The sequence below is a fragment of the Streptomyces sp. NPDC093094 genome, from assembly GCF_044754345.1.
In the GTDB taxonomy this organism is placed as follows: domain Bacteria; phylum Actinomycetota; class Actinomycetes; order Streptomycetales; family Streptomycetaceae; genus Streptomyces.
The window spans coordinates 194,605-219,889 of the sequence record NZ_JBIVOX010000011.1; the positions used below are offsets into that span (position 1 = coordinate 194,605).

The 25,285-nt window shown below is 73.1% G+C and carries 18 protein-coding genes and 1 pseudogene; 8 read left to right on the top strand and 11 right to left on the bottom strand.

Annotation, left to right across the window (positions count from 1 at the left end; genetic code table 11):
* Positions 1 to 3: 3 nt before the first annotated feature.
* From ftsW to rsmH, 8 genes are all read right to left on the bottom strand, one after another.
* On the bottom strand, positions 4 to 1,377 hold the full coding sequence (ftsW, locus tag ACIQGV_RS24520) for a putative lipid II flippase FtsW (protein WP_402497400.1): 1,374 nt from the start codon (positions 1,375 to 1,377) through the stop codon (positions 4 to 6).
* A 17-nt stretch (positions 1,378 to 1,394) separates the two neighbouring features.
* Complete coding sequence (gene murD / locus ACIQGV_RS24525; protein ID WP_402497402.1) at positions 1,395 to 2,813, bottom strand: UDP-N-acetylmuramoyl-L-alanine--D-glutamate ligase; 1,419 nt, start codon at positions 2,811 to 2,813, stop codon at positions 1,395 to 1,397.
* Positions 2,795 to 3,865 (bottom strand): phospho-N-acetylmuramoyl-pentapeptide-transferase, encoded by a 1,071-nt coding sequence (gene mraY, locus ACIQGV_RS24530; protein WP_402497638.1) that lies wholly within the window; start codon positions 3,863 to 3,865, stop codon positions 2,795 to 2,797. The genes murD and mraY overlap by 19 nt, the downstream gene beginning before the upstream one ends.
* Positions 3,865 to 5,280, bottom strand: coding sequence for a UDP-N-acetylmuramoyl-tripeptide--D-alanyl-D-alanine ligase (gene murF, locus ACIQGV_RS24535; protein ID WP_402497405.1), 1,416 nt, complete (start codon positions 5,278 to 5,280; stop codon positions 3,865 to 3,867). Before murF ends, mraY begins: the two co-directional genes overlap by 1 nt.
* A 4-nt stretch (positions 5,281 to 5,284) precedes the next feature.
* Positions 5,285 to 6,940, bottom strand: coding sequence for a UDP-N-acetylmuramoyl-L-alanyl-D-glutamate--2,6-diaminopimelate ligase (locus ACIQGV_RS24540; protein WP_402497407.1), 1,656 nt, complete (start codon positions 6,938 to 6,940; stop codon positions 5,285 to 5,287).
* A gap of 37 nt (positions 6,941 to 6,977) precedes the next feature.
* Positions 6,978 to 8,945 carry a peptidoglycan D,D-transpeptidase FtsI family protein gene (locus ACIQGV_RS24545; RefSeq protein WP_402497409.1) on the bottom strand — a complete coding sequence of 656 codons (1,968 nt, stop codon included), beginning with the start codon at positions 8,943 to 8,945 and terminating at the stop codon, positions 6,978 to 6,980.
* Between the two features lie 274 nt (positions 8,946 to 9,219).
* Positions 9,220 to 9,690 (bottom strand): hypothetical protein, encoded by a 471-nt coding sequence (locus tag ACIQGV_RS24550; RefSeq protein WP_402497411.1) that lies wholly within the window; start codon positions 9,688 to 9,690, stop codon positions 9,220 to 9,222.
* A 51-nt stretch (positions 9,691 to 9,741) separates the two neighbouring features.
* Positions 9,742 to 10,698 carry a 16S rRNA (cytosine(1402)-N(4))-methyltransferase RsmH gene (gene rsmH, locus ACIQGV_RS24555; protein WP_402497413.1) on the bottom strand — a complete coding sequence of 319 codons (957 nt, stop codon included), beginning with the start codon at positions 10,696 to 10,698 and terminating at the stop codon, positions 9,742 to 9,744.
* A gap of 265 nt (positions 10,699 to 10,963) precedes the next feature.
* Between rsmH and ACIQGV_RS24560 the strand changes: the two genes are divergently transcribed.
* The 4 genes from ACIQGV_RS24560 to ACIQGV_RS24575 all read left to right on the top strand — a co-directional run bounded on the left by ACIQGV_RS24560 (position 10,964) and on the right by ACIQGV_RS24575 (position 16,639).
* Positions 10,964 to 11,512: a beta-class carbonic anhydrase gene (locus ACIQGV_RS24560; protein WP_402497415.1), complete on the top strand. Its 549-nt coding sequence runs from the start codon at positions 10,964 to 10,966 to the stop codon at positions 11,510 to 11,512.
* Positions 11,513 to 11,754: 242 nt separating this feature from the next.
* Positions 11,755 to 12,792, top strand: a complete 1,038-nt coding sequence (locus ACIQGV_RS24565) for an AAA family ATPase (protein WP_402497418.1) — start codon at positions 11,755 to 11,757, stop codon at positions 12,790 to 12,792.
* Positions 12,792 to 14,174, top strand: a complete 1,383-nt coding sequence (locus tag ACIQGV_RS24570) for a DUF58 domain-containing protein (RefSeq protein ID WP_402497420.1) — start codon at positions 12,792 to 12,794, stop codon at positions 14,172 to 14,174. Before ACIQGV_RS24565 ends, ACIQGV_RS24570 begins: the two co-directional genes overlap by 1 nt.
* Positions 14,171 to 16,639: a DUF3488 and DUF4129 domain-containing transglutaminase family protein gene (locus ACIQGV_RS24575; protein ID WP_402497422.1), complete on the top strand. Its 2,469-nt coding sequence runs from the start codon at positions 14,171 to 14,173 to the stop codon at positions 16,637 to 16,639. The genes ACIQGV_RS24570 and ACIQGV_RS24575 overlap by 4 nt, the downstream gene beginning before the upstream one ends.
* Before the next feature lie 212 nt (positions 16,640 to 16,851).
* Here ACIQGV_RS24575 and ACIQGV_RS24580 read toward each other — a convergent pair whose 3' ends face one another.
* The 3 genes from ACIQGV_RS24580 to ACIQGV_RS24590 form a co-directional block, all read right to left on the bottom strand.
* Positions 16,852 to 17,244 (bottom strand): DUF3040 domain-containing protein, encoded by a 393-nt coding sequence (locus ACIQGV_RS24580; RefSeq protein WP_402497424.1) that lies wholly within the window; start codon positions 17,242 to 17,244, stop codon positions 16,852 to 16,854.
* A 278-nt stretch (positions 17,245 to 17,522) separates the two neighbouring features.
* Entirely contained in the window at positions 17,523 to 18,293 is a 771-nt protein-coding gene (locus ACIQGV_RS24585) for a class I SAM-dependent methyltransferase (RefSeq protein WP_402497426.1), read from the bottom strand.
* Between the two features lie 233 nt (positions 18,294 to 18,526).
* Positions 18,527 to 19,102 (bottom strand): SAV_6107 family HEPN domain-containing protein, encoded by a 576-nt coding sequence (locus tag ACIQGV_RS24590; RefSeq protein ID WP_402497428.1) that lies wholly within the window; start codon positions 19,100 to 19,102, stop codon positions 18,527 to 18,529.
* 194 nt (positions 19,103 to 19,296) lie between these two features.
* Between ACIQGV_RS24590 and ACIQGV_RS24595 the strand changes: the two are divergent.
* From ACIQGV_RS24595 to ACIQGV_RS24610, 4 genes and pseudogenes are all read left to right on the top strand, one after another.
* Positions 19,297 to 19,999, top strand: a pseudogene (locus ACIQGV_RS24595) (ATP-binding cassette domain-containing protein); the annotation flags it as partial.
* A 540-nt stretch (positions 20,000 to 20,539) separates the two neighbouring features.
* Positions 20,540 to 22,681, top strand: a complete 2,142-nt coding sequence (locus tag ACIQGV_RS24600) for a YhgE/Pip family protein (RefSeq protein WP_402497430.1) — start codon at positions 20,540 to 20,542, stop codon at positions 22,679 to 22,681.
* Between the two features lie 23 nt (positions 22,682 to 22,704).
* A complete protein-coding gene (locus ACIQGV_RS24605) occupies positions 22,705 to 23,334 on the top strand; it encodes a TetR/AcrR family transcriptional regulator (RefSeq protein ID WP_402497432.1) in 630 nt (209 codons plus the stop codon).
* 432 nt (positions 23,335 to 23,766) lie between these two features.
* Positions 23,767 to 25,278 carry a phytoene desaturase family protein gene (locus tag ACIQGV_RS24610; protein WP_402497433.1) on the top strand — a complete coding sequence of 504 codons (1,512 nt, stop codon included), beginning with the start codon at positions 23,767 to 23,769 and terminating at the stop codon, positions 25,276 to 25,278.
* Positions 25,279 to 25,285: the final 7 nt, after the last annotated feature.

Consider the following 25,285-nt stretch of genomic DNA (forward strand, 5'->3'; position numbering starts at 1 on the left):
AATTCACCGCTCTCCGGACGAGCGCGCGGGCGCGCGCCGTCGCATCGTGTTCCATCTCCGGGGACTCCTGCGTCCAGGGACATCGGACCCGGAGACCCCCGTACCCCGCTTTCTACCAAAGCGAGGTTGCCGCATCGCAAGCGCCGCCCGCGCAGCGGGCTCCTCCCGCGCGAAAGCGATCAGCAGCCCGATGGCGAACATGGTCGGCAGCAGGGCGGACCCACCGTAGGAGAACAGCGGGAGGGGGACACCGGCGATCGGCAGCAGGCCGAGCACCGCACCGATGTTGATCACGGCCTGGGCCGTGATCCAGGTGGTCACACCTCCCGCGGCGTACCTCACGAAGGGGTCCTCCGTGCGTCCGGCCACGCGGATGCCCGCATAGCCTAGAGCGGCGAAGAGGGCGAGCACCGACAGCGTCCCTGCCAGGCCCAGCTCCTCACCGGTGACGGCGAAGATGAAATCGGTGTGCGCTTCGGGGAGTTGGCCCCATTTCTCCACGCTCGCACCGAGTCCGGATCCGAAGATTCCGCCGGAGGCGAGGGCGTAGATGCCGTGCACCGCCTGCCAGCAGTCGACGGGGCCGCTCTGCGGCTCGGTGGCGCCGATGCAGGACAGCCGCGCCATGCGGTTGGCACTGGACCTGATGAGGACCACGCCGATCAGGGCGGCCACCGACAGCACCCCGGCGAACAGCCGGGTCGGCGCGCCGGCCAGCCACAGCAGGCCGAACAGGATCGCGGTCAGGATGATCGCGGTGCCCATGTCGCCGCCGAGCATGATCAGCCCGAGCACCAGGAAGGCCACCGGGACCAGCGGCACCAGCATGTGCTTCCACTGCGTGAGCAGCTTCTTGTCCTGTTTGCGGGCGAGCAGGTCGGCTCCCCACAGCACGAGCGCGAGCTTGCCGAACTCGCTGGGCTGGAGCTGGAAGGGACCGCCGATGGAGAGCCAGTTCTGGTTGCCGTTGACCGACATCCCTATCCCGGGCACCTGTACCAGTGCCATCAGGAAGACCGCGCCGGCCAGGATCGGGTAGGCCAGCGCGCGATGCAGCTTCACGGGCATGCGGGAGGCCGCGAACAGCAGTCCGGCGCCGATCGCGGCGGCCAGGAGCTGTTTGCGGAAGAAGTAGGAGCCGCCCAGGGACATCTGGAGCGCCTTGATCTGGGAGGCCGAGTAGACCATCACCAGACCCAGCACGATGATCAGCAGGCTGCCGCCGAGGATCAGGTAGTACGCCGTCAGCGGCCGGTCCCAGGCCCGGCGGGCACGGGCGTGGAGCCGTAGGACGGGGTTGTCGCGCGGGGAGCGGGCGGCGGGCCGCACGGCCGCGCGCTGGACGGGCGGCCGGCGGCCGGTACGGCTACTGGGCATCAGCGCCTCCGCGTCGGTCAGGAGCCGAGTTCGCGAACCGCCTCCGCGAACGCGTCACCGCGCTTGTTGTAGTTGGCGAACATGTCCATGGAGGCGCAGGCGGGGGCCAGCAGTACGGTGTCGCCCGGCTGTGCGAGCCGCCGGGCCTCCTGGACGGCCTGGAGCATCGCCCCAGTGTCGGTCCGGTCGAGGTCGACGACGGGTACTTCCGGGGCGTGTCGCGCGAGGGCCTCGCGGATCAGCGCCCGATCGGCACCGATCAGGACGACGCCCCGCAGCCGCTTCGCCGACGCCGCGACCAGTTCGTCGAAGGTGGCGCCCTTGGCGAGTCCGCCGGCGATCCACACGATGGGGTCGTAGGCCGCCAACGACGCCTGGGCGGCGTGCGTGTTGGTCGCCTTGGAGTCGTCCACGTAGGCCACCCCGTCCACGTCCGCCACATGCGCGATGCGGTGGGCGTCCGGGGTGAAGGCCCGCAGCCCGTCCCGTACGGCCGTGGCGGGCACCCCGAAGGCGCGCGCGAGGGCCGCCGCGGCAAGGGCGTTGGCGATGTTGTGCGGGGCCGGCGGGTTCACGTCGGAGACCTCGGCGAGCTCCTGGGCGTTCTTGTGCCGGTTCTCGACGAAGGCGCGGTCGACCAGGATGCCGTCCACCACACCGAGTTGGGAGGGACCGGGGGTGCCGAGGGTGAAGCCGATCGCCCGGCAGCCCTCCTCGACGTCCGCCTCGCGCACCAGGTCCTCGGTGGCCTTGTCGGCGACGTTGTAGACGCAGGCGACCCGGTTGCCCTCGTAGACCCGGCCCTTGTCGCGCGCGTACGCCTCCATGGAGCCGTGCCAGTCGAGGTGGTCCGGGGCGAGGTTGAGGACGGCCGCGGAGTGGGCGCGCAGGGAGGGCGCCCAGTGCAGCTGGTAGCTCGACAGCTCCACGGCGAGGACGTCGTAGGGCTCCTCGCCGAGGACCGCGTCGAGCAGCGAGACGCCGATGTTGCCGACGGCCGCCGTGCGCAGGCCCGCCGCCTTCAGGACGGAGGCGAGCATCTGCGTGGTGGTGGTCTTGCCGTTGGTGCCCGTGACGCACAGCCAGGGGGCCGCGTCGGGACCGCGCAGCCGCCAGGCCAGCTCGACGTCGCCCCAGATCTCGACCCCGGCCTCGTGGGCCGCCGCGAACAGCGGCTTGTCCGGCTGCCAGCCGGGGGCGGTGACGATCAGCTCGGTGCCCTCGGGCAGGGTCGCCCCGTCACCGAGGCGCACGGTGACGCCCAGCGCCCGGAGTCCGGCGGCCTGGGCGCGGGCCCGGTCGTCGTCGCCGTCGTTGACGACGGTGACCTTCGCACCGAGCCCGTGCAGCACCTTGGCCGCCGGGACGCCGGAGACGCCGAGTCCGGCGACGGTGACGTTCTTCCCCTGCCAGTCGGTCACTTGTCCGCTGCCCATCCCGCGTAGAAGAGGCCCAGTCCGACGATCACACAGATGCCCTGGATGATCCAGAAACGGACCACCACGAGGACCTCGGACCAGCCCTTGAGTTCGAAGTGGTGCTGGAGCGGCGCCATCCGGAAGACGCGCTTGCCCGTCAGGCGGAAGGAGCCGACCTGGATGACCACCGACATGGTGATCAGCACGAACAGACCGCCGAGGATGGCGATCAGCAGCTCGGTGCGCGAGCAGATGGCAAGGCCCGCGAGGACACCGCCGAGCGCCAGCGAACCGGTGTCGCCCATGAAGATCTTGGCCGGCGAGGTGTTCCACCACAGGAAGCCGAGGCAGGCGCCCATCAGCGCGGAGGCGACCACCGCGAGGTCGAGCGGGTCGCGCACCTCGTAGCAGGCGCCCGGGTTGGTGAGCGTCTGCGCGTTGGCGCAGGACTCCTGGAACTGCCAGACGCCGATGAAGGTGTAGGCGCCGAAGACGAGCACCGAGGCGCCGGTGGCCAGGCCGTCCAGACCGTCGGTCAGGTTCACGCCGTTGGACATGGCGAGGATCATGAACAGCGCCCAGAGCACGAACAGCACCGGGCCGATGGTCCAGCCGAAGTCGGTGATGAACGACAGCTTGGTGGAGGCCGGGGCGTTGCCGCGGTTGTCGGCGAACTGGAGCGACAGCACGGCGAAGCCGACACCGACGATCAGCTGGCCGGCCATCTTCGCCTTGGCCCGCAGACCCAGCGAACGCCGTTTGACGATCTTGATGTAGTCGTCCAGGAAGCCGACCAGGCCCATGCCGACCATCAGGCCGAGCACCAGAAGACCCGAGAAGGTCACCGAGTAGCCGGTGATGATCTTGGACAGGAAGTACGCGGCGACCGTGGCCAGGATGAAGGCGATACCGCCCATGGTCGGCGTACCGCGCTTGCTGGCGTGCTCGCGCGGACCGTCGTCACGGATGTACTGGCCGTACCCCTTGCGGGCCAGCAGCTTGATCAGCAGCGGCGTGCCGACCAGCGTCAGGAACAGGCCGATGACGCCGGCGAACAGGATCTGCTTCATCATCGGGCGGCGACCTCACCCTCGGCACCGGACTCGATCAGCGCCTGGGCAACGCTCTCGAGGCCGACCGAACGGGACGCCTTCACGAGGACGACGTCCCCCGGGCGCAACTCGCTGCGCAACAGGTCGACCGCCGCCTGTGCGTCGGACACGTGCACCGACTCCTCACCCCACGAACCCTCGTTATATGCGCCCAGTTGCAGCCAGGAGGCTTCCCTGCCCCCGACCGCGACGAGCTTGCTGACGTTGAGCCGGACGGCGAGCCGTCCGACCGCGTCGTGCTCGGCGAGCGCCTCGTCCCCGAGCTCGGCCATCTTGCCGAGCACCGCCCACGTACGACGCCCCTTGCCCATCGCCGCCAGCGCACGCAGGGCCGCTCGCATGGACTCGGGGTTCGCGTTGTAGGCGTCGTTGACGATCGTCACGCCGTCCGGGCGCTCGGTGACCTCCATCCGCCAGCGGGAGAGGGTGCCCGCCCCGGAGAGCGCGGTGGCGATCTCTTCCGCGGACATGCCCAGCTCATGGGCGACGGCGGCCGCGGCGAGCGCGTTCGACACGTGATGCTCACCGTACAGGCGCATGGTCACATCGCTGCACCCGGAGGGTGTGTGAAGGGTGAAGGAGGGCTGCCCGCTGTCCGTGAGTCGTACGTTCTCGGCGCGTACGTCCGCTTCGTCGGTCTCGCCGAAGAGGACCACCTTCGCCTTCGTACGGGAAGCCATGGTCCGTACCAGCGGGTCGTCCGCGTTGAGGACCGCCACGCCGCCGTCCTCGGCCGCGGGGAGCGCCTCCACGAGTTCGCCCTTCGCCCGGGCGATCTGCTCGCGGCCGCCGAACTCGCCGATGTGGGCGGTGCCGACGTTCAGCACGAGCCCGATCCGCGGGGGCGTCAGGCCGGCGAGGTAGCGGATGTGGCCGATGCCGCGGGCGCCCATCTCCAGCACGAGGAACTTCGTCTCCTCGGTGGCGGACAGCGCCGTCAGCGGAAGTCCGATCTCGTTGTTGAGCGAGCCCGGCGTCCACACGGTCGGCGCCCGGTGCTGGAGCACCTGGGCGATCAGGTCCTTGGTGCTGGTCTTGCCGGCGGAACCGGTCAGGGCCACGAGGGTGGCGCCGAGACGGGTGACGACATGACGGGCGAGGGCGCCGAGCGCGGCCTGCACGTCGTCGACGACGACGGCGGGCACCCCGACCGGCCGGGAGGCCAGTACGGCCGCCGCGCCCGCCTCGACGACGGCGGCTGCGAAGTCGTGGCCGTCGACGCGTTCGCCGACGAAGGCGACGAACAGACAGCCGGGCACCACCTCACGGGAGTCCCGGACGACCGGCCCGGTGACCTGCGCGGCCGGATCCGGTATGTCGTACGTCTGCCCGCCGACGACTTCTGCGATCTCGGCGAGAGAGAGGGCGATCACAAGTTCATCCCTGGGTCTTCTGGATAGCTTCGCGAAGCACCTGGCGGTCGTCGAAGGGACGGACCACGCCGGCGATGTCCTGGCCCTGCTCGTGGCCCTTGCCCGCGACGAGCACGGTGTCACCGGGGTGCGCGCGCTGGACGGCGGCGGCGATCGCGGCCGCGCGGTCCTCGAAGAGGAGCACCTCGCCGCGCTCGTGGGCCGGCACGGACGCCGCGCCCTCCAGCATGGCCGCCAGGATCGCGAGGGGGTCCTCGGAGCGGGGGTTGTCGGAGGTCAGCACGGCCGTGTCGGAGAACCGGGCCGCGGCGGCGCCCATCGGGGCGCGCTTGGTGGTGTCACGGTCGCCGCCGCAGCCGAGGACGACGTGCAGCCGGCCCTTGGTGACCTTGCGCAGCGCCTTGAGCACCGACTCGACGGCGTCGGTCTTGTGGGCGTAGTCCACGACCGCCAGGTAGGTCTGGCCCGCGTCCACCCGCTCCAGCCGGCCGGGCACGCCCGGCACCGCGGCGACACCGTCGGCGGCGGTCTGCGCGTCGAGGCCGGCGGCGGCCAGGGCGACGATCGCGGCGAGGGTGTTGGCCACGTTGAACGGGCCGGGCAGCGGCGACCTGGCGGAAACGCGCTCGCCGTCCGGGCCGAGCACCGTGAACGTCGAGTCCATCGGACCGATCTCGACGCCCTCGGCACGCCAGTCGGCGTCGGGGTGGCCCTCCGCGGAGAAGGTCACGACCGGCACGGTCGCCTCCCGCGCGAGCCTGCGGCCGTGCTCGTCGTCGAGGTTGACCACGCCGAGCCTGCTGCGCTCCGGCGTGAACAGCTGCGCCTTGGCCCGGAAGTAGTCCTCCATGCCGGAGTGGAACTCCATGTGCTCCGGGCTGAGGTTGGTGAAGACGGCGACGTCGAAGACGCAGCCGTCGACCCGGCCGAGCACCAGGGCGTGGCTGGAGACCTCCATGGCGACCGCCTCGACGCCGCGTTCGCGCATGACCGCGAACAGGGCCTGGAGGTCGGTGGCCTCGGGGGTGGTGCGCTCGGACTTGATGCGCTCGTCGCCGATGCGCATCTCGACCGTGCCGATCAGACCGCTGCTGCGGGAGGTCCGCAGTCCGCCCTCGACGAGATAGGCGGTGGTGGTCTTGCCGGAGGTGCCCGTGATGCCGATCTGCAGCAGGGCCTCACCGGGCCGGCCGTAGATCTCGGCGGCCAGCCCGCCCATCCGGGCCCGCGGGTCGTCCACCACCAGCACGGGCAGTCCCGTGGCCGCGGCGCGCTCGGCGCCCGCCGGGTCGGTCAGCACGGCCGCGGCGCCCAGGCCCGCCGCCTGCGCGACGAAGTCGGCGCCGTGGACACGGGCGCCGGGCAGCGCGGCGTACAGGTCGCCGGGGCGGACGGCGCGTGAGTCATGGGTGATGCCCGTGACCCCGGCGGCTCCCCCGGGGGCGGTGACGCCCAGCCGGCCGGCGAGTTCCGCGAGGGGTGTGGCGGGCACCCGGGCCGGTCGCGGCGGTCCCGGGTATGTCACGGGAGCGCCCTTCTGGGTGGTTCGGGACTGATCAGCGTGTGGCACGGCGGTGAGCGTACCGGGCTCACCCGCTCCGGGGCGAAGCGAGGGGCGGGGGGTGTTCTGGTTCCCGGGGTCGGGGGTGATCGTTGTCACGAGCTCGTTCCTGGCTGTCATGGCTTGAGCAGGTCGGTCAGGGTACGTAGTCGACGGGCAGCCTGGCGGGGCCGGCTCCGGTGGGCGGGACCTGGAGGGTCTTCAGGGCGAACTCCATGACCTTCTTGTAGATGGGGCCGCAGATCTGGCCGCCGAAGTAGTTGCCCTTGGTGGCGTTCTGGATCGCGCAGTAGACGGTGATCCGGGGTTTGTCGGCGGGTGCGAACCCGGCGAACGAGGACGTGTAGCCGCGGTACTTGCCGGTGGCCGGATCCACGCGGTTGGCCGTACCCGTCTTGCCCGCGACCCGGTAGCCGGGGATGCGCGCCTTGGTGCCGGTGCCCTCCTCGTCGTCCACGACCGACTCCAGCATCCGGGCGAGCGTCTTCGCCGTCTTCTCGCCGACGACCCTGCTCTTCGCGGGTTCGGGGGCGGGGGTGAAGCGTCCGTCGGGTCCCTTGGTGCCGCGCACCAGGGTCGGCTCGATGCGGACGCCGCCGTTGGCGATGGTCGAGTACACGGAGGCGGCCTGGACGGCGTTGACGGACACGCCCTGGCCGAAAGGAATCGTGTACTGCTGCGAGGTCGACCACTTGTCGGGCGGGGCGAGGATGCCCGCGGTCTCGCCGGGGAAGTCGAGCCCGCTGTAGCTGCCCAGGCCGAACTTGCGCAGATACGAGTACAGGACGCGGTTGGCCTCGGGCTGCGTCCTGCCGAGCTGGCCGGTGGCGAGGATGGTGCCGATGTTGCTGGACTTGGCGAGCACGCCGTTGAGCGTGAGGTACCAGGTCTTGTGGTCGATGTCGTCCTTGAAGAGGCGGTCGCCGCGGTGCAGCCGGTTGGGCACCACGACATGTGTCTCGGGGGTGGCCGCGCCCTCCTCCAGCACCGCGGCCATGGAGATGATCTTGGCGGTGGAGCCGGGCTCGTAGGCGTCCAGCAGGGCCGCGTTGCTCAGCGCCGCGGGATCGGCCCTGGTGAGGTCGTTGGGGTCGAAGCCGGGCGAGTTGGCCATCGCGAGGATCTCGCCGGTGCGGGTGTCCTGGACGATGACGTAGCCGCGGTCCGCGCGGGACTCGCGCACCTGCTCGGCGATGGCGTTCTGCGCGGCCCACTGGATGTCGCGGTCGATGGTCAGCTCGACGTCGGAGCCGGGCACGGCGGGCGTCTCGGTGGAGCCGGCCGTGGGCACCTGGCGTCCGCCGGACTGGGCGTAGCGGATCTTGCCGTCCTGGCCGGCGAGCTGCTTCTCCAGCTGCTGCTCGATGCCGCCGCCGCCCTTGCCCTCGGCGTTGACCCAGCCCAGTATCCCGGCGGCGAGGTCGCCGTTGGGGTACACGCGCTTGCTGCTGGGCGCGGAGAGGACACCGGCCAGGACGTTGACGGTGCCGGGGTCGGTGCCGGCCTTCGTGGCGAGGGCCGACTTCAGGTCCTTGATCTGCTGCCGGACCAGCGGGGTCTGCCGGTTGGCGAGCAGGGTGTAGCGCAGCTGCTTGTTCTCGGGGCGCAGCTTGGCGACGAGGTCGGCCTGGTCCTGGCCGAGGATCGGGGCCAGCAGGGCGGCCGCCTGCTCGGGGCCGTCGTCGATCTTGAGCTGCTCACGGCTGAACAGCGTGGGGTCGGCCGTGATGTCGTACGCGTCGACGCTGGTGGCGAGGGCGACGCCGGTCCGGTCGGTGATCTCCCCGCGCTCGGCGGCCAGCACCTGGCCGACGTAGCGGTTCTGTTCGGCCTTGGCGGCGTAGGTGCTCGCGTCGACGGCCTGCACCTGGAGCAGGCGTACGACGAAGGCGGCCATGACGAGCGTCAGCGCGAGGCCGACCAGGCGCAGCCGCGGGCGCGGGCTGCCGAGCCGGAGCGGACGGGAGGCGGCGGGCCGCGGCACCGCCGGACGGCGCGCGGGACGGGCCGGGCGGCCGCCCGGGCCGGACGGCCTGCGGCCCGCGGGCCGCGCGGGGCGCGCGGGTCCGGGCACGCGCCGGCGCGGCGGTTGCCTGTCGGTCACTTCCGTCACCTGCCGGGGGTCGGAGTCGGATACGGGATGGGCGCGGCGGTACGGCCGTGGGGCCCGGGACCGGCCGTGCCGCCCGGCGCGGGGACGCAGAGCGCTTCCGGGCCGGCCGTCCGCCCCGGACCGGCGCCCCCGCGGCCCGGCGGTCGCCCGTCGGCCGTTCCCGTCACCTGCCCCGGAACCGGAACCGGAACCGGGGTGGGCGCGGCGGCAGAGGCGGCACGGCCCGGCGCACGGAGGTGCGGCGGTCGCCTGTCGGTCACGTCCGTCACCCGCCCGGGGCCGGGGACGGGGTGGCGGGCGGGGCGGCCGGTGCCGTGGTGATCGCCTCGGGGGGCAGCACCAGCGGGGTGCGCGCGGATGCCTGCTCGGGGGCGGAGGCCGGGGACGGGACGCCCTTGACCTTGCCGTCGGGTTCGAGGAAGGCCGGGTCGCCGCCGGGGACCATGCCCAGCTCGCGGGCCCGGCGCTGGAGGGCGTCCGGGGCGGAGTAGGCGTCGATGTCGCGCTGGAGCGCCTGCTCCTGGTCGGTGAGGTTCTTGGTGGCCCTCTTCAGGTCGTCCAGCCGGAAGGAGCCCTCGCTGAGCGCGGAGTTCAGCACCAGAAGGCCGATGAGGCCGCCGCCGAGGAGCAGGACGACGAGCAGGACGAAAGGGGTGCGGGCGGCCTGCCCCCGACCGGTCGGCAGCAGCTGCGCGAGCCGTGCGGCCCGTCCCCTGAGCTGAGGTTTCCTACTCACTCGCCCTCCCCCGCAGGTACTGCGGCACGGCCGCCCGCCCCTTCGCCTCGCTCACTCCACGTCCTCCCTGATGCGCTCGGCGCCGCGCAGACGCGCCGGAGCCGCGCGCTTGTTCTCGGCGACCTCTTCCTCGGTGGGAAGTTCGGCACCGCGCGTGAGCAGCTTGAGCCGGGGCTGGTAGCGCTTGGGGACGACGGGCAGGCCGGGCGGGGCGGTGGTGGCGGCACCGGCCGCGAGGACCTGCTTGACCAGCCGGTCCTCCAGCGACTGGTACGACAGGACGGCGATGCGTCCGCCGACCGCGAGGGCCTTCACCGCGGCGGGGACCGCCCGCTCCAGGACGGACAGCTCGCCGTTGACCTCGATGCGCAGTGCCTGGAAGGTGCGCTTGGCCGGGTTCCCGCCGGTGCGCTTGGCGGCCTGGGGCAGCGCGTCCCGGATCAGTTCCACCAGGCGGGCGCTGTTGGTGAAGGGCTCCTTCTCGCGCTCGCGCACGACGGCCGCGACGATCCGCCTGGCCTGCTTCTCCTCGCCGTAGGCGCGCAGGATGCGGACGAGTTCCCCGGCCGGGTAGGTGTTGAGGACCTCGGCGGCGCTCATCCCGGTCGTCTGGTCCATCCGCATGTCCAGGGGGGCGTCCTGGGCGTAGGCGAAGCCGCGGTCGGCCTCGTCGAGCTGCATGGAGGAGACACCGAGGTCGAACAGGACGCCCTGGACGCGCGGGATGCCGAGACGGTCCAGCACCTCGGGCAGCTCGTCGTAGACGGCGTGCACGAGCGTGGCGCGCTCCCCGAAGGGGGCGAGCCGCTCGCCGGACAGGCGCAGGGCCTCCTTGTCGCGGTCGAGGGCGACGAGGCGGACCTCGGGGAACTGCTCCAGGAGGGCCTCGCTGTGGCCGCCGAGACCGAGGGTGCAGTCGACGACCACGGCGCCCGGCTGCCGCAGGGCGGGGGCCAACAGGTCCAGGCAGCGCTGGAGCATCACCGGGACGTGCCGACTGTTGTTCAAGGGGGCCCTCTCAGGTCCGGCGGGGCCGTACGCACCGCCGGGTCCCCGCCCTCTCGTGACGGAAGCGGGAGTGCCTCGCCTCCCGCTTCGCGTCACTTTAGTCCACCCTGTCTTGCGGTCAATCAACCGGCCCGCGCGTGGCGGCGGGGGCCTGGGAGCAGCCTCACGGACAAGCTGTGCATTGCCTCACAACAAGAACTCAATGGCGTTCTTTGTCCCCTCTCACAACGGGCCCCGCCCCCAGGTGACCAGTAACGTCATAACCATGACGACTTCTGCATCAGTTCCCACCGGATCCGAGGGCTCGATAACCCGTGACGGCACGGTCACCGACCGTCTGGTCGAGGCGAACGGGCAGTACGCCGCCGACTTCACCGACCCCGGCATGGACGCCCGTCCCGTCCTCCGGGTCGCCGTCGTGGCCTGCATGGACGCGCGTCTCGACCTGCACGCCGCGCTCGGCCTGCAGCTCGGCGACTGCCACACCGTCCGCAACGCCGGCGGCGTGGTCACCGACGACGTGATCCGCTCGCTCACGATCAGCCAGCGCGCCCTCGGCACCCGCAGCGTGGTCCTCATCCACCACACCGGCTGCGGCCTGGAGACCCTCACCGAGGAGTTCCGGCACGACCTGGAGATGGAGGTCGGCCAGCGTCCCGCGTGGGCGGTGGAGGCGTTCCGGGACGTCGACCAGGACGTCCGCCAGTCGATGCAGCGGGTGCGCACCTCGCCGTTCCTGCTCCACACCGACGACGTGCGCGGTTTCGTGTTCGACGTGAAGACGGGGCTGCTGCGCGAGATCGACCCGGCCTGACCTCGGGGTCCGCCGGGCTCGTTTTTCGCTGATTCCAGGTTCTGCGATGCACAAAAGACCCTAAGACCCGACATATCGCGGCCAGTTGTCCACAGGCGAGTGACACGAACCGGTAACGGCAACAAGAATGCGGTGGGGGCGCCACGCGGAACTTTTCCTGCGTGTCGTCCGTGATTCGGGGTGGGCCGGTTTCGCATCGCAGAGCGTCGGCCCGGAAACATGAACGGGCCGAGGAGGGCCGGGTGACGACCTATGACGATCGAGCGAGCCTCACTGATCTGACCGCCACCGTAGATCGGGTGCGCAGCTCGGTGGAAGAGGTGATCGAGGGCAAGCCCGAGGTCGTCCGCCTTTCGCTGACCGTGCTGCTCGCCGAGGGGCATCTGCTGATCGAGGATGTCCCCGGTGTCGGCAAGACCATGCTCGCCAAGACCCTGGCCCGGTCCATCGACTGTTCGGTGCGGCGTATCCAGTTCACGCCCGACCTGCTGCCCTCGGACATCACCGGTGTGTCCATCTGGGACCAGCAGCGCCGGGACTTCGAGTTCAAACCGGGCGCGATCTTCGCCCAGATCGTGATCGGCGACGAGATCAACCGCGCCTCCCCCAAGACCCAGTCCGCGCTGCTGGAGTCCATGGAGGAGCGCCAGGTCACGATCGACGGCCAGACCTACGAGCTGCCCAGCCCGTTCATGGTCGTGGCGACGCAGAACCCGGTCGAGATGGAGGGCACCTACCCGCTGCCCGAGGCCCAGCGCGACCGCTTCATGGCCCGCGTCTCCATCGGCTACCCCAGCCCCGAGGCCGAGCTCCAGATGCTCGACGTGCACGGCGGCGTCAGCCCGCTGGACGACCTCCAGCCGGTCGCCCACGCGCACGAGATCGTGAAGCTGATCGAGGCCGTGCGCGGGGTCCACGTGGCCGACGCCGTCCGGCGCTACGCCGTGGACCTGGTCGCCGCCACCCGCACCCACCCCGACCTCAGACTGGGCGCCTCCCCGCGTGCGACGCTGCATCTGCTGCGCGCGGCCAAGGCGTCCGCCGCCCTGAGCGGCCGGGACTACGCCCTGCCGGACGACATCCAGGCCCTCGCCGTCGCCGTCCTGTCCCACCGTCTGCTGCCGACCGCGCAGGCCCAGCTCAACCGCCGCACGTCCGAGCAGGTCGTCCAGGAGATCATCCAGCACACCCCGGTACCGGCCGGACCGCAGCAGAACGTCTTCGGCGGCCTCGGCCGCGCCACCCCGGGCTACGGCCAGCAGCCGCCGCGGAGGCTGTGATGAGCGACGCCGCCACGAGGGGGGCGAGCCAGGCGGAGGCCGACACGGGCGGCAGAGGCGCGGTGCGCACGGCTCTGGCCGGTCTGACCACCCGCGGCCGCTCCTTCCTGGCCGCCGGTGTGGCGGCCGCCGTGTGCTCCTACGTCCTCGGCCAGAGCGACCTGCTGCGCGTCGGGCTGCTGCTGGCGGTGCTGCCGCTGGTGTGCGCGACGGTGCTCTACCGCACCCGCTACCGGGTGGCCGGCAGCCGCCGGCTCTCCCCCGCGCGGGTGCCCGCCGGTTCCGAGGCCCGTGTCCATCTGCGCATGGACAACGTCTCGCGGCTGCCCACCGGCCTGCTGATGCTCCAGGACCGGGTGCCCTATGTGCTCGGCCCGCGGCCCCGTTTCGTGCTGGACCGGGTGGAGGCGGGCGGCCGCCGCGAGGTGTCCTACCGGGTCCGCTCCGACCTGCGCGGCCGCTACCCGCTGGGCCCGCTCCAGCTGAGACTGACCGACCCGTTCGGGATGTGCGAGCTGACCCGGTCCTTCTCGACGTACGACACCCTGACGGTGATCCCGCGCGTGGAGGCGCTGTCGCCGGTGCGGCTGAGCGGCGAGGCCAGCGGCTACGGCGACGGACGGCAGCGCTCGCTGGCGCTGGCCGGCGACGACGACGTCATCCCGCGCGGCTACCGCTACGGCGACGACCTGCGCCGCGTCCACTGGCGCTCCACCGCGCGCTACGGCGAGCTGATGGTGCGCCGCGAGGAACAGCCCCAGCGCTCCCGCTGCACGGTCCTCCTCGACACCCGCGCGCTCGCCTTCCGCGGCGCGGGACCCGACTCGGCCTTCGAATGGGCCGTCGCGGGCGCCGCCTCGGTCCTGGTGCACATGCTCGAACGGGGCTTCTCGGTGCGTCTGCTGACGGACACCGGCAGCTCGGTGCCCGGCGAGGGCGCCGACGGCTTCGCAGGCTCCGGCCAGGGGTCGGCCGACGCGGCCGGACTGATGATGGACACCCTCGCCGTGATCGACCACTCCGACGGCACGGGCCTGTCCCGCGCCCACGACGTGCTGCGCGGCGGCAACGAGGGGCTGCTGGTGGCGTTCTTCGGCGACCTCGACGAGGCGCAGGCCACGATGGCCGCGAAGATGAGCCGGCGCAGCGGCGGCGCGCTCGCGTTCGTGCTGGACAGCGGCACCTGGACCCATGAGCCGTACGACGTGCAGGCCCCGGACGGCCGGAGCGAGGAGCGGCTGCGCATGCTGCGCGAGGCCGGCTGGACGGCACTCGCCGTACCGCGGGGCGTCCCGTTGGGCGACCTGTGGCGTCAGGCCGACCGTGACCACTCGGGCCTGACCACGACGGGCGGCACGACCGCCGGGGAGGTGCGGTCATGAGCGGACGGGCTCGGATGGCGCTGTTCGCCCTCGCCGCCACCCTGCTGGCGTCCTGCGCGCTGCTGCCGCTGGTGGACACGCCCGCGTGGCTGATGCACGCGGCCGTGCTGCTGTCGGTCCAGTCGGGCGTCGGCGCGCTGGCCCGCCGGGTGCCGCTGGCCCGGGCGGCGACCGTGGCCGCGCAGGTGCTGGTGTCGCTGCTGCTGCTCACCCTGTCCTTCGCCCGTGCGCAGGCGTTCCTGGGGCTGTTCCCGGGGCCGGAGGCGTTCCGTCACTTCGCCGACCTGCTGGACCAGGGCACGCTGGACGTCGAGCGGTACGCGATCCCGGCCCCGATGACGGACGGCATCCAGCTGATGACGGTCGGCGGGGTGCTGCTGATCGGGCTGATGGTCGACGCCCTCGCGGTGACCTTCCGCAGCGCGGCCCCGGCGGGACTGCCGCTGCTCGCGCTGTACTCGGTCGCGGCGGGACTGGCGGACGGCGCCGGCGGCTGGGTGTGGTTCCTGCTCGCCGCCGCCGGCTATCTGATGCTGCTGCTGGCCGAGGGCCGCGAGCGGCTCTCCCAGTGGGGCCGCGTCTTCGCCGGCGGTCCGCGCGCCGGGGCCGGTGTCCCCGGCTCCGACGGGGCGGTGGCACCGGTGCGTGCCGGACGGCGGATCGGCGCGGTGGCCCTGGGCATCGCCCTGGTGGTGCCGCTGGCCCTGCCCGCCATGAACGGCGGCCTGCTGGAGGCGGCCGGCTCGGGCGTGGGACCGGGCGGCGGGGGCGGGGGCACCATCTCCGCGGTCAACCCGCTGGTGTCGCTGCGCGACAGCCTGAACGTGGACGAGGACCGCACGGTCCTGGTGCTGCGCACCGACTCCGAGGACAGGTCGGGCATGTATCTGCGGATCGTGTCCCTGGACGAGTTCGACGGCTCCACCTGGCGCCCCGCCAAGCGGCACATCGTCGGCGTGCCCGACGAGTTCCCCACGCCGACCGGCCTCGACCCGGACATCGCGCGCCGCGAGGTGCGCACCCGGATCGCCGCCGCCGACTGGTACGCGCAGGACTGGCTGCCGATGCCGTACCCGCCGAGCGGCGTGGACATCGACGGCCGCTGGCGGTACGAGCCGGTCGGTATGACGGTGGTCGGCGACCGGGGCGAGGACACCCGCGGCAAGACCTACGAGGTGCGCAGCCTGGAGGTGCGGCCGACGGCCGCGCAGCTGGCCCGGGCCGACGAGCCGCCCGCCTCGATCCGGCGCCCGTACACGGAGGTGCCGGACTCGATGCCGTCGGTGGTGGCGAGGACGGCCCGCGAGGTCACCGCGGAGGCGAAGAACCCCTACGAGCAGGCGGTCGCGCTCCAGGAGTACTTCGCCCTGTCCGGCGGTTTCCAGTACGACACCGAGGTCGAGGTCGGCGACGACCGGGAGGCGATCGCCCGGTTCCTGCGGGACAAGCGGGGCTTCTGCGTCCACTACTCCTTCGCGATGGCGACCATGGCCCGTTCGCTGGGGATACCGGCCCGGGTCGCGGTGGGCTTCGCGCCGGGCACCCCGCAGGCGGACGGCACGATGTCGGTGGGCCTGCGCGACGCGCACGCCTGGCCGGAGCTGTACTTCGAGGGCGTGGGCTGGACCCGCTTCGAGCCGACGCCCACCCGGGGCAGCACCCCTCCCTACACCGTCCCGGAGTCCTCGGGCAGCAACGACCCCGAGCTGCCGGAGAACGCCCGGCCGACGGACTCGGCGCCGGCCGCGGAGCCTTCGCGGAGCACGGACTGCTCGGCCGAGGACAGGCGTCTGGATGCCTGCGCGGCCGTGCTGCCGCTGGACCCGGGCTCCTCGGCCGACGACGGGACGCCCTGGTACCGGCTCGCCGGCTGGATCCTGCTGGGGTTCGGGCTGGTCGCGGTGCCGCTGACGCCGATGCTGTACCGGCTCAGGAGGCGTGCGGTGCGGCTGGCCTCGGCCCGGCACACCTCGGCGGGGGCGGAGGCGTCCGGCGACGTCGGCATCACGGCACCGCCGTCCGGCGCGGTGCCCGACCGGCAGCCCTCCGAGGCGGTCTCCGGGCATGTGCTGGCCGTGTGGCGCGAGCTCACGGACACCGCCTGGGACTACGGCGTCCCGCCGGACGACGCGCTCACCCCGCGCAAGGCGGCTGCCCGGATCGTACGGCTCGGGGAGCTGGACGAGACCGCCGCGCAGGCCGTGCACCGGGTGGCGGGCGCGGTGGAGCAGGTGCTGTTCGCGCCGCGGCCGCAGGCCGTGTCCGGGCTCGCCGACGATGTGCGCACGCTGCGGATCGCGCTGCGGTCCCGGGCCGGCCGCACGACCCGGGTGCGTGCGGTGGTCGCGCCCCGTTCGGCCGTCCGGGCGGTGTGGGACCTCACCGACCGCTGGGCCGCCTTCAAGGAGCGCCTGACGGCCCGTCTCACGGCCCTGGTCCGCCGGCCCTCGGACCAGCGCGGCTGACGGCACGGCACCGAGGACGGCCGGTGCCCGGCACGGAATGTCCGTGCCGGGCACCGGCCGTCCTCGGCTCTCGCGGGCTCGCCCGGCACCCTCGTCCGGCTCGGCGGAGCGGGGGGCGGGCGGGCCGGACGAGCGGGCATGCGTGAGGGGGCTGCCACCCACCGGTGGCAGCCCCCTCACGCAGGTCTACGTCGTAGACGCGAGAGTACGGCTCAGTGGCCCTGCTCGTCGCGGCGCCGCTGCCAGCGCTGCTCGATGCGGTCCATCATGGAACGTCGCTGATGGTGTCCCTGTCGGCGGCCCTGCGGACCGGCGGCATGCTGCTCACCGGGCCTGGGGGCCTTGCGCCAGCCGGTCACCGCGAGTACCGCGCACCCCAGCATGACGAGGAATCCCACCACGCTGAGCCACACCTGCTTGGCGACCATTCCGGCCATGAGGAGCGCGATACCTACGAGGAAGCCCGCGACCGCCTGGTAGACCCGTCGCCGGGTGTACGTGCGCAGCCCGCTTCCCTCAAGCGCTGTCGCGAACTTGGGATCTTCGGCGTACAGCGCTCGCTCCATCTGCTCGAGCATGCGCTGCTCGTGCTCCGAGAGCGGCACGGAGTCCTCCTCATCGTGCAGTCGCCTGGGCGACTCGGGGGGTCCCTTCAGGATAGGCAGGGAATCGACCCCGTGAAACCCGCCCCTCTGCGCCAATTGCCCGACCGGTTCCCGCCATGGGCGTACCGGCTCGCTGAGGCTTCCATTCCCCGGCGGCCGACCCGTCATGCCGGGGCGGTCTCCCTCGATCATACGGCGGGAACCGTCCGATCGGGTGGCCTGTGGTGCACTCCATGCGGAGCCGACCCCGCTGATCAGCGGCGCGGCACAGCGGGCACTCAGACCTCCGCGGCCCCTCGCGTCTCACCGAGGATGTGCAGCTGGGTGGCGACCGCGTGGAACGCCGGCAGCTCGGCCGCGGCCTCCTCCAGCTTCAGCAGCGCCTCCAGCGCGCCGGGCTCGGTGTCCACGAGCACGCCGGGCACGAGGTCGGCGAAGACCCGCACGCCGTGCACGGCGCCCACGGCGAGGCCCGCGCCCTCGACGAGACCGGTGAGCTGCTCGGCGGTGAACCGGCGCGGCATCGGGTCGCCCTGGCCCCAGCGTCCGGCCGGGTCCTCCAGCGCCTGCTTGGCCTCCTTGAAGTGGCCGGCGAGGGCACGGGCGAGCACGGCTCCGCCGAGGCCGGCGGCGAGCACGCTGAGGACGCCCTCGGAGCGCAGCGCGGCGACCGCGTTGCGGACGCCCTCGGCCGGGTCGTCGACGTACTCCAGTACGCCGTGGCACAGCACGGCGTCGTAGCCGCCGCGCTCGACCACGTCGAACAGCCCGTGGGCGTCGCCCTGCACGCCCTTCACCCGGTCGGCGACACCGGCCTCGGCGGCGCGGCGCTCCAGCGCGAAGAGCGCGTTGGGGCTGGGGTCGACGACGGTGACACGGTGGCCGAGCCGTGCGGCGGGCACCGCGAAGTTGCCGCTGCCGCCCCCGGTGTCGAGGACGTCCAGGGACTCGCGGCCCGTGGCCTTCACCCGGCGGTCCAGGGCGTCCCGCAGGACCTCCCAGACGACGGCGGTACGAAGAGAGGCGCGGGGGCGCATCGGGTCCGACACGGCAGTTGACTCCTCGGCGGGGCACCGCCTCTTGCAGGGCGGAGCGAACGGTCACCCTCCCGGTGCCCTGGAGGGTGACGGGGAGGAAGGACATCAGGCGCCTCCACCCTATTGCCTCTGACGCGACGGCAGGTCACCCCGGTTCCGCACGGCCCCGCCGCCCCCGGACGGGGCCGGCCGCTCCGGTACGGCCGGCCCCTCGCGCGCCGGGCGGACCGCCGCGGCCGGTGCTCTCAGCCCGCGTCCGGCATGTCCGGCCGGCCGTCCGCGGGGGCGGACGGCCGGGGTGTCACGTCCACGTCCGGGCGGGACCGGGGCAGGACCGGCTGGAGCACGAGCAGGCGCTCGACCATGCGGATGAACATCGCCACGTCGCGTATCAGGTCGTCGGCGTCCCGGCGGCCGGCCGCGCCCTGGATGCCCGCCTCGGCCCGGGCGCGACGGGCGGCCCCGGAGGCGAACAGCGCGCTCCACTCGGTGAGCTCGGGCGCGATCTCGGGGAGCACTTCCCAGGCGCTCCGGATGCGGGCCCGGCGCTTCTGGGTCGGCTCGGGGCGGCCCCGGGCGGCGAGGACGGCGGCGGCGGTGCGCAGGGCGGCGAGATGCGCGGTGGCGTACCGCTCGTTGGGGGTCTCCAGGACGGCGGCCTCGTCGAGCGAGGCGCGGGCCCGGGCGAGCAGGTCGAGGGCGGCGGGCGGGGCCGAGGACCGGCGCAGCACCGGGTGCACGTCGCTCGCCGGGCCGGTCGGTGAGGGGGCAGGACCGGTGGCGTGGCGCCGGGGCGCGGCTGCTGCGTGGGAGCTGGCCATGACGAACCTCCTGTCGTCTGCGGCACGGCAGGTCCTCATACGGAGCTGCCGTATGTCCTCATCGTGAGGTATGGCACTGACAATCCGTTCTGACCTGGGCTTTTGCTTCAAACGAAGGTTCGGGTTACTTTTTGAACTGACCAGTCAGTTCAAAAAGTTGCACCCCGTGGCACGGGGCGAGGCAGGGGGAGGTCATGGGGGAAACCGAAGCCGAGGGCGGCGGTCTCGCCGTCACGGCCCGGGACTTCGGGCTCAGGGGACCCCGCGGATGGGCGTTCCGCGGGGTCGGCGTCGACGCGGGGCCCGGCTCGCTGATCGCGATCGAGGGGCCGTCCGGATCGGGCCGTACGTGTCTGCTGCTCGCCCTGACCGGCCGGATGAAGGCGACGGAGGGGACCGCCGCCGTCGGGGACACGGCCCTGCCGGGCCGGATGGCGGCCGTGCGCCGGGTCAGCGCGCTCGCGCATGTTCCCGGGGTCACCGACCTCGACCCCGCGCTGACCGTGGCCGAGCATCTGCACGAGCGCGCGCTGCTGGAGCGGCGGTTCACCGGCTCCGTACGGACGCTGCTGCGGCCGCGCGGGGAGCGCGTCGCCGGGGAGAGGCTGCGGATCGACAGGGCGCTGACCGCCGCCGGTCTCGACCCCGCGGCCCTGCCCAAGGGGTCCCGGACGGCCGTACGTGATCTGGAGCGGCTGGAGGCGCTGCGGCTGTCGATCGCGCTGGCGCTGATCGGCCGACCCCGGCTGCTGGGGATCGACGACACGGATCTGAAGCTGTCGGACGCCGAGCGGGCCGAGGTCTGGTCCCTGCTCGGCTCGCTGGCCGCGGACGGCACGACCGTGCTGGCCGTGTGCAGCGAGGCCCCCGAGGGGGCGGTGGTCGTGTCCACCGGGACGGCGCCGGGGGGCGACCCGGCGGACACGGCCACCGTGGCGGGCCGGAAGCCGGGCGAGACACCCGGCACCGCCTCCGAGGAGACCACCGGGGAAACCGCCCGGGGGACCGCCGAAGGCACGGCGGAGCCGACGGGGAGCGCACAGCCCACCCGCTCGAAGCGGGCTGCTCGGGCGACACGCATGAAGCGGACCCGCAGAACCACCACCGCCACCACCGCCGCCACGGACGCCACCGCCGCCACGGACGCCACGGACGCCACGGACGCCACGGACGCCACGGACGCCACGGACGCCACGGACGCCACGGACGCCAACGTGCCCGCGAGCGCCCCGGACACGCCGGACACGCCGGACGCCACCGGCCTCGCGAGCACCACGACGCCCCCGGGCGTCACCACGGCAACGAGCACCGCGAAAGCCGCAGGCACCGACCGGACCGCGAGCACCGCGAAAGCCGCGGACACCGCCCACGGCACCGATCCCGACCCCGATGCCGATGCCGCGCACGACCCCGACGAGGAAGCGAAGGAGGCGGCCGATGCGCTCGCCGAGACTGGCCGCTCTTGAGCTGCGGCGTTTCGCCCGGGGCCGGCTGCCCCGGGCCGCTCTGGTGGCACTCCTGCTGCTGCCGCTGCTGTACGGGGCGCTGTACCTGTGGTCCTTCTGGGACCCCTACAGCCGCCTGGACCGCATCCCCGTGGCACTGGTGAACGACGACCGGGGCGCGAGCGCCGACGGGAAGCGGATCCACGCGGGCGACGACATCACCGAGGGGCTGCGCGAGAGCGAGACCTTCGACTGGCACGAGGTGAGTGCCGAGGCGGCGCGCGCGGGTGTCGAGGACGGCACGTACTACCTGTCGCTGACCATGCCGGCCGACTTCAGCGAGCGCATCGCCTCCAGCTCGGGCGACTCCCCGGAGACGGGCGCCCTCCAGGTGCGCACCAACGACGCGAACAACTACATCGTCGGCCAGATCTCGCGCACGGTCTTCAGTGAGGTGCGCACGGCGGCGTCGACGAAGACCTCGCGGTCCTTCCTGGACAAGATCTTCATCTCCTTCTCCGACATCCACGGCGCGACCGTGGAGGCCGCCGACGGGGCGGACAGGCTCAAGGGCGGCATCGGGAAGGCGGAGAAGGGCTCCAAGGCCCTCGCCGACGGCCTGAAGGAGGCCAAGGACGGCAGCGGTTCCCTGTCCAAGGGCGTCAGCAGGCTCGACACGGGCGCGGGCGACCTGGAGGACGGGTCCGCGCAGGTCGCCGAGGGCACACAGGCGCTCGCCGACAAGGTCAACGGCTTCGCGGACGAGGTGGGCCCGTTCCTGCGGAAGAACGAGAAGAGCATCGGGGAGACGGCCCAGCTCGTCGCCGACGCCGCCGGGACCGTACGGGAGAACCTGGACGACCTGGTGGAGCGCGCGCCGGCCGCCGCGCAGGACGCGCGGGACGCCTCCGACCGGCTGGCCGACGTCTACCGCACGCGCTGCGAGAGCGGTACGGCCCCCGTGCCCGTGCCCTCCGCGTCCGGCGGTCCCGGCGACGTCCTGCCCGAGGACCCGGCCGGGCCGGTCTGCGCCGACCTGGAGCTCGCCAAGGACGCGGCCGCCGATGTGGCGGAGATCGCCGGGCAGCTGGAGACGCTGGCCGGTGACGCGGACGGGGAGCTGGCGAAGCTCGACCGGCATCTGGCGACCCTGCAGAAGCAGGCCCAGGCGCTCGCCGACCGCGCGCCGCACCTGTCGGAGGACCTGGCCGAGGCCGTCAGCAAGGTCAACGAGCTGAACGAGGGTGCCGGGAAGGTCGCCACGGGGTCGAAGAAGCTGCACTCGGGGCTCGGCACGGCCCGGACCGGCGCGAAGGACCTCGACGAGGGCGTGGGCGAGCTGAAGACCGGCGCGACCGACCTGAACGGCGGACTGTTCAAGCTGGTCGGCGGTTCCGGGAAGCTCGCCGACGGCCTGCACGACGGAGCCGAGCAGATCCCCGACTACGACAAGGACGAACGCGATCTGCGCACCGAGGTCATGGCCGACCCCGTGCAGCTCGCCAACCAGGCGCTGCACAAGGCACCCAACTACGGCACCGGCTTCGCCCCGTACTTCATCCCGCTGTCGCTGTGGGTCGGCGCGATGGTCGCCTACATGCTGATCGCGCCGCTCAACCGGCGGGCCCTCGCGGCCGGCGCCTCCGCCTGGCGGATCGCGCTGGCGGGCTGGCTGCCGGTCGTGGCGGTCGGTGTCCTGCAGACGGTCGCCCTGATGGCGGTGCTGCACTGGGCGGTCGGGCTCCAGATGGCCCGGGCGGCCGGGACGGTGGGCTTCCTGTGCCTGGTCACGGCGTGCTTCGCGGCGATCGTGCAGTGGCTCAACGCCCGCTTCGGCGCGGCCGGCCGGATCCTGGTCCTCGCGGTGCTGATGCTCCAGCTGACCTCGGCCGGCGGCACCTACCCCGTCCAGACCAGCCCGGGCTTCTTCAACGCGATCCACCCCTGGCTGCCGATGAGCTACGTCGTGGAGGCCCTGCGGCGGCTGATCAGCGGAGGCGGGCTGGGCCCGGTGTGGCAGGCGTGCGCCGTGCTGGCCGTGTTCACGGCCGGAGCACTCGCCCTGACCGCGCTGTCGGCCCGCGGCAAGCAGGTGTGGACGCTGGACCGGCTGCATCCGGATCTCAGCCTGTGAGCGGGCGCGGGACAATCAGGCTCATGGAAAGCAGCAGCGCCGCGTCGGGCGGCAGCACACGCCGTGAGGCCACCCGGCAGAAGCTCTACGAGGCCGCCGTCACGCTCATCGCCGAGCAGGGCTTCTCCGCCACCACGGTGGACGAGATCGCCGAGCGGGCCGGGGTCGCGAAGGGCACCGTCTACTACAACTTCGCGAGCAAGTCCGTCCTCTTCGAGGAGTTGCTGAGGCACGGCGTGGGCCTGCTGACCGCCTCCCTGAAGGAGGCGGCGGAGCGGACGGCACGCAGCGGCGGCTCCCAGGTGGACGCGCTCGACGCGATGATCCGCGCGGGCCTCGAATTCATCGCCCGCTACCCCGCCTTCACCCAGCTGTACGTGGCCGAGCTCTGGCGCACCAACCGGGCGTGGCAGTCCACGCTGATGGTGGTGCGCCGGCAGGTGGTCGCGGTCGTGGAGGACGTGCTGCGGGCGGGTGTGAAGAACGGCGAGCTCAGCGAGGAGATCGACATCCAGCTGACCGCCGCCGCGCTGGTCGGCATGGTGCTGGTGGCCGCCCTGGACTGGCAGTCGTTCCAGCCGGAGCGCTCGCTGGACGACGTGCACTCCGCCCTGTCCCGGCTGCTCCAGGGACGGGTGAGCGGGCGCGGCTGAACGGGCCCGGACACAGGAGAGCGCCGGTCCGCCTCCGGCCGCGTCCCCCGCGGGCCGGAGGCGGACCGGCGCTTCCCGCCGGGCCCCCGTGCTTCCCCCGTGCTTCCCCCGTACTCCCCCGTCTCCCCGTACTCCCCCGTACCCCGCCGGGCCCCCGTCCGGTCGTCCCCCGGGTTCCCCCGTGTCCCGCTTCCGCCGACCGGGCCGGCGGAAGGAGCGGTCGGGGGCCGCGCCGTTCCGCCGCCCCGTGTCGGCGGTACAGGCGCCGTGCCCCTTTCCGTGCCTCCACTCTCCCGTCCGGACGGGCCCCGGCCCATCCGTGCGCGTACTCATCTCCGCGCCTGAGTACGGGTACTCACCCCTGGGTACCGGCCCCCGGCACCGGACGGCCCCCGGACCGGACGGCCGGCACCGGCCGATAAAGTCGCAGGCATGGCACGGATTGCGGTGATCGGCGCCGGACTGGGCGCGATGGCGGCCGCTGCCCGGCTGGCCGTCGCGGGCCACCGGGTGACGGTGTACGAGCGGACGGACACATACGGCGGAGCGGTGCGCAGGCTGGAGCGCGACGGCTTCCGCTTCGACACGGGCCCCGGCCTGCTGCCGCTCCCGGCGGTCTACCGCGACCTGTTCATCAAGACCGGCAAGGAGCCGCTGGAGTCCTGCGTCGAGCTGGTGCAGGTCGCCCCCTCCTCCCGGCATGTCTTTTCGGACGGCAGCGAGGTCGCGCTGCCCGACGCCTCACGCGCGGGCGTGGTCGCCGCGCTCGACGAGGCACTCGGTGCGGGTGCGGGTGCCCGCTGGGGCGACTTCCTGGTCAGGGCCCGCGAGGCATGGGACCGCTCGCGCCGCCCGCTGCTGGAGGAGCCGCTGTGGCCGAACTGGCCGGTGCTGGCCGGCCAGGAGCCCTATCCGGCCGTCCCGCACAAGCGGCTGCTGCGCACGCGCCGTGCGAGGACGCTGCGCGAGATCGGCCTGTGGGAGCTGCGGGACGAACGCCTGGCCGACCTCCTGGAGAGCCAGGTCCTCGCCCACGGCCTCGACCCGCGCACCGCTCCGGCGGCCGCCGCCCTGCTGCCGTACATGGAGCACGCCTTCGGCACCTGGTACGTCCGGGGCGGCCTGCGCGAGCTGGCCCGCGCGGTGTACGAGCGGTGTGTGCAGCGCAGGGTCGACTTCGTCTTCGGCGCCGAGGTCACCCGGATCGTGGAGAAGGACGGCCGGGCGGCGGGCGTGGAGCTCGCCGACGGCGCTGTGGCGGAGGCGGACCATGTCGTGGCCGACGTCGACCCGGCGGCGCTGCGGATCCTCACGGGGCATCCGCTGGACCAGGACGGCGACGTGCGCGCCGACCCCGAGGCGGCCCGGCCCGGCCGGTTCACGCTGCTGCTGGCCCTGCGCGGCGGACGCGAGGCCACGGCGGTGCACCGCACGGTCGTGCACGCGCCGGACCGCGAGACGGAGCTGGACTTCCTGTCGTCCCCGGGCGGCGACGAGCCTCCGTGTCCCACGGTGACCGTCCTGCGCCCCGACGACCCCACGCTCGCCCCGGACGAGGCGCACGAGGCCGTGGTGGTGTCCGCGGTGGTGCCGGCCTTTGCCGGATGGGACGAGGAGTCCACCGTGCGGCGGTACACGGAGCTGCTGCTCGAAGCGGCCGGGCCGGCGGTCCCCGGGCTGCCGGAGCGCCTGCTGTGGCACGAGGCGCGCACGCCCCGGCACACCGAGGCCGAGACGGGGGCCCGCGCCGGTTCCGTGCCCGCCCCGGCGCTGGCCGCCGGCGCGGGGCGTCTGCTGCACCCGTCCAACACGACGCGGCTGCCCGGCCTGTACCGGGTCGGCGGCTGGTCGCACCCGGGCGGCGGACTGCCGCACGCGGGCATGTCGGGGGCCCTGGTCGCGGGCCTGATCGTGGAGGGGGCGGACTTCCGGGGCTCTCGGTGAGCGCTGC

Bases quoted from the DNA above. Each gene is read 5' to 3' on its own strand.
- ftsW (WP_402497400.1), bottom strand. From the start codon at position 1,377: ATGCCCAGTAGCCGTACCGGCCGCCGGCCGCCCGTCCAGCGCGCGGCC.
- murD (WP_402497402.1), bottom strand. From the start codon at position 2,813: ATGGGCAGCGGACAAGTGACCGACTGGCAGGGGAAGAACGTCACCGTC.
- mraY (WP_402497638.1), bottom strand. From the start codon at position 3,865: ATGAAGCAGATCCTGTTCGCCGGCGTCATCGGCCTGTTCCTGACGCTG.
- ACIQGV_RS24560 (WP_402497415.1), top strand. From the start codon at position 10,964: ATGACGACTTCTGCATCAGTTCCCACCGGATCCGAGGGCTCGATAACC.
- ACIQGV_RS24570 (WP_402497420.1), top strand. From the start codon at position 12,792: ATGAGCGACGCCGCCACGAGGGGGGCGAGCCAGGCGGAGGCCGACACG.
- ACIQGV_RS24575 (WP_402497422.1), top strand. From the start codon at position 14,171: ATGAGCGGACGGGCTCGGATGGCGCTGTTCGCCCTCGCCGCCACCCTG.
- ACIQGV_RS24590 (WP_402497428.1), bottom strand. From the start codon at position 19,102: ATGGCCAGCTCCCACGCAGCAGCCGCGCCCCGGCGCCACGCCACCGGT.
- ACIQGV_RS24600 (WP_402497430.1), top strand. From the start codon at position 20,540: ATGCGCTCGCCGAGACTGGCCGCTCTTGAGCTGCGGCGTTTCGCCCGG.
- ACIQGV_RS24605 (WP_402497432.1), top strand. From the start codon at position 22,705: ATGGAAAGCAGCAGCGCCGCGTCGGGCGGCAGCACACGCCGTGAGGCC.
- ACIQGV_RS24610 (WP_402497433.1), top strand. From the start codon at position 23,767: ATGGCACGGATTGCGGTGATCGGCGCCGGACTGGGCGCGATGGCGGCC.